We start from the raw sequence: 13,868 nt of genomic DNA, 5'->3' as shown, positions 1-13,868 counted from the left end.
GCGCAGGAGGACCAGGTCCGCCGCCGCGTAGCGGAGCGCGGCGAGCTCGGCGAATAGCCCGGCCCTCGTGTTTCACGCGGGGAAGGTGTGGTTCCCCCATGCGATGGTGACGTGCGCGGGGCTTGAGTGGTCCGCGCTCGCGGACATCAGCGTGGCCTTGTCGGCGGCGAAGAAGCTCTCGCCGCCATGGCCGCCCTGGCCGCCTCCGCCTCCGGCGCCGCCACCTCCGCCTCCGCCACCGCCTCCACCGGCGTAGCTCGCCGCGAACCCTGTGCCCGAGCCTCCGCCGCCACCACCTCCGCCACCACAACCGTCGGAGCCGGAACCGCCGTCAGCGGCGCGGGCTCCGCTGCTGCCGTTCGCGCCACCCGTGCCTCCCCTGCCGCCGGATCCGCCGTCGCCGCCCGTACCGCCGTATCCACCCCGGTTGTTGTCAGCATCGTCCGACGTATCGGGCGCCCCTGACGAACCACCCGACATCCCCGAGCCATTGCCGCCGCTGTGCGCCGCATCACTGCCGGCTCCACCACCGGAGCCGGCGCCGGAAGGGCTTCCCGCACCGCCTCCGCCACCACCGTCGCCCGCGCTCTGCCCCCAGTAGCCCCAGCCTTCTCCGCCGCCTCCGCCGCTGCCACCGGAGGAGCCGTGGCCTCCCACCGACCCCGAAGCGCCTGCGGCTGTCCCGCCACCGGGCTGAACCAGGCCGGCGTCGCCTCCGGCGCCGCCCGGACCTCCGCTGCCTCCGCTGCCTCCGGATCCCCCACTGGACCGCTGCGCACCGGAGCCCTTGCCGGGGCCACCCGTACCGCCCTCGTCCCCGGATTGGCCGCCACCACCGGCCTCACCGGCGTCTCCCCCGCTGCCCGCACCCGCGATCAGGGTGTCCCCGTGAAAGACCTGCGCCGAGGCGCCCGAGGCGCCGTTACGGGCGATCCGGACGGTGAGCGTGTCTTTGGGGTTCACGTAGAGGAGGGCCTTGATGTCCGCGCCCTTGCCGCCGCTCGCACCGCCCGCGTCCCGGCCCGCCGCGCCCTGGAGGCGCAGGTCGAGGATGGTGACGTCGTCCGGGACGGTGAACTGATGGTCCCCTTCCTGGTCGAAGCCCTGGCTGCCGGCGGGATTGACGATCTTGTAGCGGCCACCGCTGGTACCGATGTCACCCGAGGCCGTGATGCGCCCCTTGACCACGAACTTTCCCGTCACTTCAGCTCTCCCCGCAGCGGGGTGCCCTTGGGGTCGAGGAAGTGCTGGTGGGTCGTGATGTCGTCCGTGGCCTCGACGGTGCCGGTGACGCCCGCATTTCCACCGACCGTCAGATCGCCCGTCACCGTGGCCGCGCCGGTCACCTTCAGCCCGGTGAGCTCCGGGTCCGGCACCGTCACCGTCGTCGTCAGGCAGTGCGTGGCCTGGTTGACGACATACGTCAGGTAGAAGGTCGTGTCACGCGTGACCGTCCCCCTCCACTCCAGGTTACGAACCGTGGCCTGCTGCTTGTCGGCCGCCTTCGCGCCCGAGCCGTACGAGACGGTGTAGTCGAGCGTCTTCGGGCCGCGCCACGTGAGGTGGACGTCACCGCCCGACGCGGCCTCCGGCTTCTCCGCGCGGAAGTCGTTGACTATCTGGACGGGGATCTCCGGCACCGGGAACTTCGTGATCGCGCACGTCGTGTAGCCGGGGCTGGTCGGCCAGGCGCCCTGCTTCTTCGACGCCGTCTCGCGGATCTCAATCCTGGCCACGCCCGGCTGCTTGCTGATGCTCAGGTCCTTGAGCGTGAAGACGATGCCGGAACGGTCCACCGGCGTCTTCTCGTCCTGGCGCGTGGCGCGGAAGTGCTCGTAGTCGCCCGGCGGCAGGCCGACGACGGCGCCCTGCTGGATCTGCTCCACCGTCCAGCCGTCGGCGCTGCCGTCACCGTCCTTGTCGCCGCCCACCAGGCTCTGGGCGAGGTCGCCGTGCGGGAGGGAGAAGATGATCTCCCGCACATAGACGGATTCGGCGCCGCCGTTGGAGGCGACGATGTGGAGCGTGGTCGGCGGGGCGCCGTCGGTCGCCGCGTACAGCGGGAACGGCTCGGTGATGACGTCGTAGTCCAGCAGCGTCTGGCCGAGGGGGGCCGGGTCGGTCACGGGGGTGGTTCCTTTCGGGGAAGAGGTCACTGGGCGGCACCGCCGTCGAAGGGGTTGGTCAGGCGCAGGAAGCCCGTGCGGACGACAGGGCCGTCCTCGTCCAAGCGGGCCTTCTGGTCGATCTGGACGATCGGCTGGTGGGCCCACTGGGGGTCCGCCGCCCCGTCGGGGACGGTCAGCTCGGCCCAGTCCCAGGTGCCCTGCGGGGACGTGGGGTGCGGCAGGGCGAGCGGGGCGGGGGCGGGCGCCTGGGCGGGGGCGGCCGGGAGCTTGCGCGTCGTGGTCAGCACGGGGCTCAGCCGCAGGGCCGGCTTCAGGGCCGCCATCGCGTTGCGGGTGAAACGGGCCGGAAGGCGCAGCTCGGTGACGGGCAGCAGGTCGGTCGTCGCGTGGACGGCGGCCTGGGGGTCGAGCAGCAGCGTCAGGTGCGTGTGCTGCTGGGAGTCGGCGGCCAGGCGCGGCCAGTTCGCCTCGCCGATCTCGCTCACGTAGTCCGTGGGACGCTCGGTGTCCGGCGTGGCCACCGCGTGGAAGGCCGTGTAGTCGGTCTCGGTGAAGTAGCCGATCAGGCCGTCGCCCCGCTGCCCGGCATTTCCGAGCCGTACCGGCCACTGGTAGGCCAGGTGGGCCATCTGCGGGGGTACGGGCTTCCCCTCGTCCCACTCCAGCGGCGTCCGCCAGTCCAGCGCGTACTGCCAGCCCGGGTCGGCGGCCGGCGGCCCGTCCAGTTCGAAGCCGAGCCGGGCGCGGACGAGGGCGAGCGGCCGGCCGAGGAGCGCGCCGAGCACCTCGTCGCCGTACGGGTTGCCCGGGTCGATGCCGGTCAGCGACCGGTCGACGGTGGACAGCAGGTCCGCGAAGGCGTCCGGGCCCTTGGCGACGAGCTCCCGCAGGAACGCGTACAGCTGCGGCCGCGCGGCGGCCAGGTCGTCGAGAGTGCGGACGGACGAGTCCGGCAGCGCGTCCCAGCCCAGCACCGTGGTGACGCCGTCGGGCGAGGACGCGTCCGCGCGCAGCTTCAGGCGCAGCTCGCCGAGCGGCGTGCCGTCGGGGGCGTAGCAGAGCAGCGAGCGGTCCACGTAGCTGGGGATGATCCAGGCGCACACCGGGGTGGTGCCGGCTTCGAGGTCGACGAGCTTGTCGTCCTGCCGTTCGTCGACGAAGTCGAAGCGCAGCCGGGCGGGCTGGAGGAGGCGTGGCGGCAGCTGGACGAAGCGGTCCGGCAGGTGGTCATCGGCACGCTTCTCGCCCGGCAGCAGGCTGTCGCCCACGACGGGCCGCAGGTAGTCCTTGTCACCGGACAGCAGGACGTCCAGGGTCTGCCCGAACTCGTCGACGATGCTCAGCGCGGCCATGGCGAACTGCCCGGCCCGGATCTGGGCGAACCCGGACGGCAGCCAGCCCTCGAACGGCACCGGCAGCGGTCCCGTGTGCGGCAGGTGGCCCCGGACGTCGCCGATGAGGTCACCGATCTCGCCCGGCGGGCTGAGGTTGGGCGCGGTGTCCCGGCAGGCGAGCCGGCCGGTGAGACCGTCCAGCTTCTGGGAGAGCAGGTCCAGGTCCCCGGCCTGCCCGGCCTCGGCGGCGGCGCCGTGGCGTTCGAGAGCGCCGTTGAGATTGTGCTGGATCAGGGGGACGAGGAAGCGCCGCCCCATCGCGTCGGCGATGTGGTCCTTGTCGGCCTCGCCGCGCAGCCACTGGTAGCGGGTGCCGTCGAACTCCCAGCCCTCGTAGGGGACGTTCCAGTGCTGGACCTGCCACTGGTACAGCAGGGGCTTCCACGGCTGCCGCCACTCCGGCAGCGTCTTCCCCCCGAGCGCCTCAAGGAATTCACCCAGAAGCGCCGGCACGACGGGGGGCAGTCCGGCCGCCTTGAGCGCGGCGAACGGCGCGGGCAGCTGCCCGCCCACAGGGACGCCCCCGGTGATCTGCCCGGGCAGCCGGACCGGCAGCCCGTCCTTGCCGCTCGCCGGCGCGGCGTGCGGCGCCGCGTGACCCTTGGTCCCGGACAGCACCACCGACGGGTCGGTCACCTGCCAGAACGGGGGCAGGGTCTCACGGCGCAGCTCACAACCCTTGGGAGGGGCGGCCGCGTACGCGGTGAGGGCGCTCTCCCGTTCAGTCAGGTCCGCCTTCCGCTGAGCCACCTCGGCGGCGAGCCCCCGCGGGTTGTCCCGGTCGATCTCGGCGCGGAACTGCTCACGGGTGAAGTGGCGCGGGATGAGGGGCAGGCCGTGCATCCACCACAGCGCGTACAACCGCTGCTGGAGGTAGGCGAGTTCCCGCACCTTCGTGTCGTGGTCGCGCTGGCGGGTGTTGAGCCCCGCCAGCCACTGCTCGTGCTCGGAGGACACCCCCGACCAGGTGACGGACTTCGGGTCGCCGGAGGCGTTGCCGTCGCCGCCGCTGTCGGCGAGCCGCCACACGTAGCCGCCGGGCACCTGGCTGAACCAGCCCTTGTGCAGCTCCTGCGCGGTACGGACCGTGCCGTCCGGGCCGTCCAGGGTGTCGGCGAGGCCACTCGTCAGCGCGTGCAGCAGGGCGTGGTCGGTGTCCTCGAAAGCGTTGCCGGAACCGTCGGGCAGGGAAGCGGCGCGGGCCAGGGGCGTCAGCGCCGCGTGGGCCTCGTCCGCGCTGCTGCCGACGGCGACCGTGACGTCGGCACTCTTGCCCGGGCGGTCCGAGTCGGGGGCCGCGCCGTCGCGGTCCCAGGCCACGCCGGCGACACGGCCGCAGTAGGTCGTGCTGCCGGGCGTCCAGCCCTGCGGCAGGCCGTTCACCGTCCACCCGAGCCCGGCCAGCACGCCCTCGACGGTCGTGTCCGGCGCGGCGAGCAGGCGGCGCACTTCCTCCTGCGCGGCGTCCGAGTACCAGCCGACGACCTGGTAGTCGACGGTCTCCAGGTCGATACCGGTCAGCGGGTCGTGGAAGGAGAAGACGTTCTGGTGGTACGGCTGGTAGGCGTGGAAGGTCATCAGGCCCGGGCCGACCGCCGTCAGGAACAGCTTCTTGCGCGACTCCTCGGTGGGCTCGTGCCACTCCGTGCCGTCCGGGCCGATACCGAGGGCCCGTCCCGCCTTCGTCGTGATGATCGTGGAGCGGAACGGCGTGTTCGAGGGGTCGCTGACGCCCTTGTCGAAGGGGTGCACGAAGCGCGAAGTGCCCTCCTCCGGGTCGAGGAAGTCGCTCTCCACCACCCAGGCCGCCAGGTGCTCGGGCCGGTCCTTGACGTACCGGACCACCAGCCAGCGGTTGGGAACGAGCGGGAACTCGGTGCGGCCGCCCTGTGTCCGGGACGCCCCCCGGCGCAGCGCCTCGGGCAGCTCCCAGCGCACGTACACGCCGTCGTACTGCTTGCCCTCGCCCTCCTGTGTGGCGTTCCACGGGTCGTCGTTGGTGAACGGGTCAGGCTCGGGGGTGCGGTTGTGGCGGAGCAGGTTGAAGTTCGGTTGCCAGCGGCGGAAGCCCTGGCCGCCCCGCACGCGCAGGCTCTCGTTGACCACCAGGGCGTCCACGTTCACCGGGACGACGAGTGTCTCGTCTCGGTCAGCCATTGCGGTGGTCTCCTGTCGTGACGGGTGCGGTGGTGAAGGTGCGGCGCTGGGCCGCGTTGATCATCTGGATGGCGAATCGGGCCGGGCTGAGCGGCGGTTGCAGGCCCAACGCTCCGGCGAGCCCGTTCGCGAGCTTGGCGGTGCGCAGCACGGTGTCGGGGCTCCCCTCCCCTGGCTTGCGCACGTAGTCCCGCAGTCCGCCGCCGTCCTTCGGGAAGTACGCGCCCTTGATCTCCTGCCCGATGGGCCCGGTCTCCGCCTTGACCGACCGGAGCCGGATGATGCCGTCGCCCAGGGGGGCGGGGCTGCGGCCGTTGTCCGGTTCGTCGATGCCGAAGTGGACGCCCTGCTGGGGCTCGGCGATCTCGACCCGGCCCGGTACGCCCTCGAAGAGGACGAGCAGCACGTCCTCGGCCAGCGCCTCCCGGCGCAGGACGGTCAGCGGGGTCTCGCCGCCGGTCTCGGTGGGGTTCGCGTACGGGCGGACCTCCAGCGCCGGCCAGCCGCTGACGAGCCGGGACCGCAGCAGCATGCCCGTGACGGGGGCGGAGGGCTCCGGCAGGGCGCCCTGGGGGCCGAAGAGCAGGTCGTCGCCGGTGAAGTCGAAGCGGTGGGCGAGACCGACGCTCAGGGCGCCTTCGACCAGCGTGGTCGTCCAGTCGGCGTCCACGTGGAAGAAGCGCAGGCTTTCCGCCGGGAGCATGCGGGCATCCGGCACGAGGTGGGCGAAGGGGACGCCCGTGAGGTTCCGCAGGCGCAGCAGCCAGTCGCGTACGGCGGTGAAGTCCTCGTCCGGGGTCGTCGGCTTCTCGCCGCCGCCGGTAATGCCCTCGACGCCCTTGCCCAGCCGGTCGCGCAGGGCGGCGTCGTCACGCAGCTTCTCGACGGTGATGTCGGCGAGGGCGGGCAGGGCGGTCGCGTCGGCCACGGGGGTGATCGTCGTGCGGACCGCGTTCGCGGCGGCGGTGGCCACGGGCTGCCTGTGGAGCTCTCGCAGGTGGCCGGTGAGACCGCCCGCCACGAGCTGCTCGACCCGCGCCCGGGCACCGGCCGCGGGCGTGGGGTTCAGGGCCTGCTCGGCCGCCGTGCGCACCTTGCCGCGCAGCCGCAGCAAAGCCGCCGCGAACTGGTGGTCGGAAAGGGCCACACCCCGGCCCGCCGTGAAGGCGGTGGCGAGGCTGACGTCGAAGACGCCGTACTGCTCCAGGTGGATCAGGGCCTCGGCCGCGCACCGGCGCCGGTCCGTCGCGGACTGTTCCTTGACGGGCTGCGCGACGAGCGGCCCCCGGTACCAGCCGAACGTGGCGCGCCCGGACTCCGTACGGCACGAGACCGGCAGGTATCCGTCGTGCAGCCGCTCGGTGACCTCCCGCTGTTCGGCGCTGGGCGACGGCAGGTCGGTCACGGGGACGCGCAGCAGCAGCTCGGTCCCGTCCTTGCCCTCGGTGTCGACGAAGTGCTCGGTGAGGGCGGCGAAGCCGGGCGCGTGGTCGGCGAGGGTCTCGAAGGACCAGGACCACAGGGAGATCAGTCGCAGCTGCTCCGCCGGGCCGGTGTACGCCTCCTTGTCCTCGCTCCCGTCGGGCAGGTGGTCCAGCCAGCACTCCAGGGATACGAGGTGGGCGATGTAGCGGCCGCCGTCGGGGCTGGGCAGCCGGTTGCCGGTGACGACGGCGTAGTCGCCGATCTGGACGCGGTCCTCGGTGAGGGTGACGCCCTGGTGCTGCTCGTTGACGTGGCGGACGTGGGTGAGGAGGGGAAGTTCATGCTGCGCGGGTGCGACGGCGTGGAAGACGGCGCGGGGCACGAGGACGGTGCGGCAGACGGTCTTCATCTCGTCGTCCGCGATCGGCTCGGTGGTCCTGTCGAACTTGGGCGGTACGCCTGTGCATTCGCCGCGCTTCAGCTGCTCCACGGTGAACGGGTCCGTCTGGCCCAGGCAGTGCGGGTCGCCGGGCAGTTCGCCCTCGCCGAAGACGAGGAGGGCCAGCCAGGGCACCCGCTCGCGGTTGGCACCGATGTGCTCTTCCCGTTCCCAGGGCAGGGTGGGCCGGCCAAGCGTCAGGTGCGGCAGCACGTCGTCGTACAGGCCGGTGGCGCCGGGCGGCGGGTAAGCGCCGTGCACCCACTCGGCCTCCACGGTGAAGCGGGGTGCCCGCACCTCGATGTGCCGGGTCACCGGCTTGTCGGCGGTGGGCAGGTACTCCGGGGCGCCGGTGAGCGTCTGGGACGCGGTGAGGGTGTAGCCGCCCGCGGTGATCCGCGGGACGAGCGAGTCGCGGAACTCGACGTTCAGCGAGGGGTCGGGGTCGGAAAGGTGCTCGGGCCGGTTCACGCCGCACCGCCTTCCTTGGTTCGTGAGTTGTCGGCGGCCGGGAGGACGACGGCCAGCGCCAGCGGGTCGTCGGTGAGCGGGACCGTGTCGGGCAGCAGGACGGGCGGGTTCGCGGCCACGTCGACGACCCGGAGCGTCCGGTCCTCGTCCAGGGCGACGTAGAGCCGGTCGCCCGTGGTGGACACGGCGAGCGCGACGGGCTTCGGGCCGACCCAGACGGGTTCGCCCGCTTCCACGGGCTTGGCGCCGGAGGTGTCGAACACCGAGGCCGTGCCAGTGGTGGCGCTAGCCACGTACAGCCAGTGGCCGTCCGGGGAGGCGACCAGGGCACTGGGGTCGGTGCCGGTGCGCAGCGTGGTGACCACGGTGTCGGCGGCCTCGTCGGTGGCGGCGTGGACGTCGACGACCGTGACGGTGGACCTGCCGGCGTTGAGCGCGTAGAGCCAGCGGCCCTTGGGGTCGGCGGCCAGGCGGGTGGGCGAGGGGCCGGCGTACGGCCATGCCTGCCCGGTGGGGTTGGCCAGGCTGGAGACGTCGACCCTCACGACCCTGTCCTCGGCGGGCAGGGCGATGTACACCTGTTGGTGCTTCTCGTCCCACGGGAAGGCGGGGGCCACGTCCGCGGGGATCGCCTTCCCCCAGTCCTTCGTCATCACGCCGTACTCGTGTACGCGCTGCGCCGCCTTGCCCCGCAGGTCGAGGATCACCATCTGGTTCGGCTCCGGGTAGGTGACGTAGGCCCACTTGCCGTCGGGGGAGAAGACCGCTCCGCGCGCGTCCTTGGCCAGCGTGAACGAACTCGCGTCCATGGGGATCGCCGTGTCGGGCTGATCGGCCGAGGTGTCGAAGACGTCGATGTGCTCCGAGCCGCCGACCGCGTACAGGCGGCTGCCGTCCGGGCTGACGGCCAGGTGCGTGGGCTTCTCGTGCTGAAGGGCGAAGGGCGGGTACGGCGTCAGCCCCTGGGCGTCGACCGGGGTGACGGTCTGCCCTGCGCCCAGCACGTACAGCCGCTCGCTGACGGTCGGCTTGCCCGGGACCGTGTCGGCGATCTTCGCCGTGACGTCGCCCGCCACGAGGCTGTCCTCGGCGGTCAGCCTGTCGTTGCTGTCGGTGCCCGGGCTGACGCCCAGGTAGCCCATGGCCGCGAACAGCCGGTCGCGGGACTGGTCGATCAGCGTCCCGGAGGTGGCGCCGGTGGCGGCGCCCACGCGGGCGACGTCGCGGGCCGGTTCCGTGAACAGCTCGGCGGCGATGGTCCGCAGGGCCGGCGCCGGCGGGTGCAGCGGCAGCGTCCCGTCCGGCTTGCGGTCATCGTGCGCCAGCACCCCGGCCTTGATCGGTCCCGGTGTGTCGCCCTCGGTGGGCGGCGGCAGCAGCAGGTCGACGCCCATGAGCTGATCCGGGACACGCGGTGCGTCCTTGGCGGAGAGCTCGTCCTCGTACGGGCCCCACAGCGCGGCGGGAAGGCTCGCCCTGTTCTCCACGACGGTCCAGGCGCCCAGGTCGGGCTGGTCGGTGCCGTGGTCCTTGGTCAGGGAAACGGTGAGGACCGAGTCCAGGTCCTTGCCGTCGTTGCGCCGGGGGCGGATGTCGACCTTGTGTCCGGTGATCTCCTTGGCGCCCGTCTCCTTGCCGAGCCGCAGCTCGGAGACGGGGACGGCCGTCCGGACGGCGAACGAGAACGCACCAGGGCCCACGACCCACAGCTCCTCGCCCTGCGCGTCCTTGGCCCGTGCCGGGGACAGACCGGCCATGGGCGTCAGCCGGACGGCGTCCTTCGCGTCCGGCAGCTGCTTGAGCACCTCGTCCCAGGTGGCCGCGCGGCCGTCCTTCGCGCTGCCGTCGCCGAAGGCGATGGTGAAGGAGATGAACCACAGGTGGACGGTGACCTCACCGGCCGTCGGCGGTCCCCACAGCCGCAGGGACGCGCCGACCTCGACGCTGATCGTCTCGCGCACCAGCCACAGGTCGAGGACGAAGCTGACCCCGATGCTGATGTCGATGCCGACATCGAAGTGGAACGGGGCGAACTCGATGAGCATGTTGGCGCCCGCCTTGAGCCAGGCGTGGAGGTCGCCGGAGCGGTAGTTCACGTCCAGCGCGCCACCGGCCATGACCGCGCCCGGGGTGAGGGCGAAGTACGAACCGCCGCTGATCGTCAGCTCGGAGGTGACCGGCCAGTTGAAGCCCAGCCTGGGCACCTGCGGATAGTGCGCCGGTACGGGGAAGTCCGGGTGGTAGCCGCCGAGCGTGAGGACGAAGTCGCCCGCGTGGGCGTCGTCGAACCAGGTGTACAGCGCGAAACCGCCGGTCAGGACGCACGCCTCGTCGATGAGGAACGAGCCCGGCGCGAGCTGCGCGGCGATCTTCAGGGTGCGTTCGCTCTCGCGGTACTTCGCGGAGATCCCCAGCCGTGCCCGCGCGTACGCCTTCAGGCCCACGTCCTTGGGGAAGCGCGCCTCCGCCGTGCCCAGGACGGCGACGGCGAAGTCGTCGCCGACCTCCAGGACGAGCAGGGCCTTCCCCTCCAGGAACTCGAAGACCTTGAAGCCCAGTCCGGCCGCGAACCACAGCTGCCCGGTCGCCGGACGCACCCAGGCGTCGTCGCCGCTGCCCATGAGCGTCTGGAGGACGGCCATGGGGTCGGCGTCCGGATCCTGCTTGGCCATGTCCTTGAGGAACGGGAACTGGAGGACCTCGTCGCCGTCGGGGAGCCGCAGATCGGTGTTGAAGCCGAATCCGGCCATGATCTCGGTGATCTGCACCGGCGGCGGTCCGCCGAACTCCCCCGTCACCTCGCCGAACAGGAACATCGACGACTCGCCGTCGGGCTTCTGCCGTGCGTAAGCGCCGAGCGCGGTGATCCCGAACTTCTCGGCGGAGACGGCCAGTACGCCCTCGACCAGCGGGTCGTACTTGGAGTCCTCCTTGAACACCAGCCCGCCCGTGATCGCGAGCGGCGGGCGGGAGTAGGCGACGGCGATGCCGTCGAGCCGGAAGTCGAGCGTGCCGGTCTTCAGGTCGATGCCCACGCCGAGTCCCTCGACGCCGAGTTCGAGCCCGGCCATGCCGAGGGAGCCGTCGAAGAGCACCCAGACGGTCCCGCCCGCGAGGCCCGCGCCGATCCGGCGCAGGCGCAGCGGGCCGACGGAGCGCTGGACGTCGGCCCAGGCGACCAGGGGCAGGCCGGTGGCCGGGGAAGCGGGAACGGCGGGAGCGGCGACGGTGCCACGGTCCTCGACGGGGCTGCCGTCCTCGCGGATCAGCCGGGGCGGCTGCGGGGCGGGCACGGGGGCCGGGGTCTTGGCGCTCGCGCCGCCGCGCACGACGAGCGAGGTGGTCCCGGAACGGCCCGGCAGCTGGAGGTCGACGAGGAAGGCCAGGCCCTTGGTCAGCCCGTCGGCGGGCAGCAGAGGCAGCGTTTCGTCGCTCGCGGCCAGCGCCTTGTTGAGTTCGCCGATCCGGGTGGCAGTCAGGTTCTGGGAGGCGATCAGCACGCCCAGGCCGCGCAGGCCGGCGTCCTGCCCGTCGGGTATCTGCCCGTGCAGCAGCGGGACCTGCGAGAGCATGGCCTCCAGCGTCACCCCGACGCGCACGGCCCAGGCCCGCGCCTCGGTGGCGACCGGCTTGTCCGACACGACGACCAGCGAGCCGCCGCCCTTGTCCTGGTCGCTCGTGGCGGCCAGCACGATGGACTTGCGGGCGGCGGAGTAGCCGACGGTGAGCTTGTTGATGGTGACCTTCAGCAGGTCCAGGACATCGGCGCTCGCGCCGTCCGCCATGCCCAGCAGGCCGGCCAGATCGGCGAGGGTGACGCCCTTGCTGTCCTCGCAGGTGGCGGAGAAGTCCGCGTGCTGCGCGTCCTTGACGGTGAAGGTCAGGACGCGGGGGTCGGTGCCCTCGGGGGCGGGGAGGGCCAGCGACAGACGGGCTTCGTACTCCTGGTCGTAGCCGGTCGCGCCCTCGCCCGTCCGCTTGGTCAGGGCGGCCTTGACGCCGAAGTCCGCGGCGACGTCCCCCAGCGGGAACGCGGCGTCCGCCTCGACCCGGAACCCGGGGCTCTTGCCCCGGTCGAACCCCAGCACCAGGCGTTCGAGCTCTACGCCCTTGAGCACGGGTGGCGGCGCGGCGCCGAACAGCCCGAAGAACGCCTCGGCGACGTGGAACTGCTTGCCTTCCTCGGGCTCGATCGTGAAGTCGTAGCTTGTGCGGTCGGCTTCGAAATCAAGCGCGCAGGTGATGGTGAGCGCTTCGGTCTCCGAAAGCTCGATGTCCGCCTGGGCGGAGAGCTTACGGACGGCGGCGCCGTCGAGCATACGGATCTCGTAAACCAGCATGAGGCCCTGGAGGCCGATGCCGGACAACGCCCCGAGAATGGGATTCTCGCTCAGTGACACGGCGATCTGGACACCGATGACTTCGTCCCCGTCGGCGGGTGCGTCCTTATCGGCGAAGAACCACAAGGACACGGCCGGCGCATCGGTGAACAAGGTTCCGCTGAGCCGCAGTTTCGCGGGATCCGTATCGATGCCCGTGAGCTCGGAGCCTAAAGTGAACCACTTCTCCAGAGCGCCGGGCTCGATCGCACCCTTGAGGTCTCCCAACTCATCGGGAAGGCCGTCCGGAACGGCCAGCTCCGACTTCGCGGGCAGACCGGTGAGCCATTCTTTGAGCTCGCCGACGGTCATCGCCACAACGCATTCCCTCCCGACTGTTCGGGCCGCGCTGGGCACGGGCCGTCATGGATGTCGAATCACCAAATCCGGCGGGACGGTAGCAGCGTCTGGATCATGGTCGGCGACTATCGAGCCAGTCCTCCTGTCGGCTGTTTTGTCATGATGTACCGCGCTTTGTGGCCACACCCTGTCGAAAACCGGCCACGACCTGCCTTTCCTCATGGTCATGACAGTCCGAAACGCGCTCGTGGCGGGCCTGCGCCAGCCCGTCCGAAAACAGCCGCCACCCGCCCGCGCGCGCGTACCGTGCCGCTCTGCCGGACCAGTCGACGATTCCAGGACGAGGCGCATGCCCGACACGAAACTCAGAAAGCCCGGAGACCCGGACCCCAAGGACAACCTCCTGCACGGCGGCAGCCGGAAGGACACCTGCCTGCGGTGCGGCAAATGGCGGGGCGCGGCAGGGAAGAACGCCCACGGGGTCCCGGAGGTGCCCGAGAGCCCGGAACTCCGCAAGGTGCTCGGCCAGATAGTGGCGGAGGTCCGGGCGGACACGTCGACGCGCACGAAGAAGAAAGACGGGAAGGAGGAGCAGACGACTCTGCAAAAAGAGGCGTTCATGATCGGGGTATTGGAGGCCGGAATACGCGGCGTCGAGCACCGGTTCGTCGCCTGCAGCGGAAACCAGAACCCGCCGTGGATCCAGCAGAAGCACCTCAAGAGCCTGGATCGCCCCAGGATATGGACCCTCACGGACCGCCCGCTCCCCAACAGCCGCAAGGGGTGGAAGAACATCCGGTGGGGCAGCATCGACCTGCCGGAGACAATCACCGGCGTCACCAGCCAATGCGCCGCCATGAAACTTCTGCTCGCGCTTGCCGACAAAGTCGCCGGATCGAATCCATGGGGGCCCGTGGAGTATGTACGGATCGCCGAGGAGTACTACCGGGGACCTGATTTCGTCCCCGATATAGACAAGAGGACCGGCAAGCCCAAGGAGCAGATCGCCTGGCGCGGCGAGGGCTCCTCCGGGAAGGGGCCGGGCTCGTGGACGGCCCACTCCTGCGGCCCCTGCGAGCAACGCATCCCCTATCTGATCTGCGACCGCCCGGCAGCGGACTGACATCCACAGAAGCTTCCCACCGGCACCCCACGCCTCCGACGCCCTCTGTCG

General features: G+C 71.6%; 6 protein-coding genes. 1 reads left to right on the top strand and 5 read right to left on the bottom strand.

The window, feature by feature from the left end:
- Positions 1 to 72 precede the first annotated feature (72 nt).
- Genes AB0E98_RS00405 through AB0E98_RS00385 form a run of 5 tightly spaced genes read right to left on the bottom strand, consistent with a single transcriptional unit; the run spans position 73 to position 12,706 of the window.
- Positions 73 to 1,203 carry a hypothetical protein gene (locus AB0E98_RS00405; protein WP_361696973.1) on the bottom strand — a complete coding sequence of 377 codons (1,131 nt, stop codon included), beginning with the start codon at positions 1,201 to 1,203 and terminating at the stop codon, positions 73 to 75.
- Positions 1,200 to 2,126, bottom strand: a complete 927-nt coding sequence (locus AB0E98_RS00400; protein ID WP_361696971.1) for a hypothetical protein — start codon at positions 2,124 to 2,126, stop codon at positions 1,200 to 1,202. Before AB0E98_RS00400 ends, AB0E98_RS00405 begins: the two co-directional genes overlap by 4 nt.
- 26 nt (positions 2,127 to 2,152) lie before the next feature.
- Positions 2,153 to 5,680, bottom strand: coding sequence for a hypothetical protein (locus AB0E98_RS00395; protein ID WP_361696969.1), 3,528 nt, complete (start codon positions 5,678 to 5,680; stop codon positions 2,153 to 2,155).
- Positions 5,673 to 8,015 carry a hypothetical protein gene (locus AB0E98_RS00390; RefSeq protein ID WP_361696967.1) on the bottom strand — a complete coding sequence of 781 codons (2,343 nt, stop codon included), beginning with the start codon at positions 8,013 to 8,015 and terminating at the stop codon, positions 5,673 to 5,675. The genes AB0E98_RS00395 and AB0E98_RS00390 overlap by 8 nt, the downstream gene beginning before the upstream one ends.
- Positions 8,012 to 12,706 carry a DUF6603 domain-containing protein gene (locus AB0E98_RS00385; RefSeq protein WP_361698094.1) on the bottom strand — a complete coding sequence of 1,565 codons (4,695 nt, stop codon included), beginning with the start codon at positions 12,704 to 12,706 and terminating at the stop codon, positions 8,012 to 8,014. Before AB0E98_RS00385 ends, AB0E98_RS00390 begins: the two co-directional genes overlap by 4 nt.
- 337 nt (positions 12,707 to 13,043) lie before the next feature.
- Here AB0E98_RS00385 and AB0E98_RS00380 point away from each other — a divergent pair, with 337 nt between their 5' ends.
- Positions 13,044 to 13,817, top strand: a complete 774-nt coding sequence (locus AB0E98_RS00380) for a hypothetical protein (protein ID WP_361696965.1) — start codon at positions 13,044 to 13,046, stop codon at positions 13,815 to 13,817.
- Positions 13,818 to 13,868: the final 51 nt, after the last annotated feature.

This window comes from Streptomyces sp. NPDC037389 (genome assembly GCF_040636475.1).
In the GTDB taxonomy this organism is placed as follows: Bacteria; Actinomycetota; Actinomycetes; order Streptomycetales; family Streptomycetaceae; genus Streptomyces; species Streptomyces hesseae.
Note: the sequence above shows the minus strand (reverse complement) of the source record. Positions and strands in the feature narration are given on the sequence as shown.

Bases quoted from the DNA above. Each gene is read 5' to 3' on its own strand.
- AB0E98_RS00395 (WP_361696969.1), bottom strand. From the start codon at position 5,680: ATGGCTGACCGAGACGAGACACTCGTCGTCCCGGTGAACGTGGACGCC.
- AB0E98_RS00385 (WP_361698094.1), bottom strand. From the start codon at position 12,706: ATGACCGTCGGCGAGCTCAAAGAATGGCTCACCGGTCTGCCCGCGAAG.
- AB0E98_RS00380 (WP_361696965.1), top strand. From the start codon at position 13,044: ATGCCCGACACGAAACTCAGAAAGCCCGGAGACCCGGACCCCAAGGAC.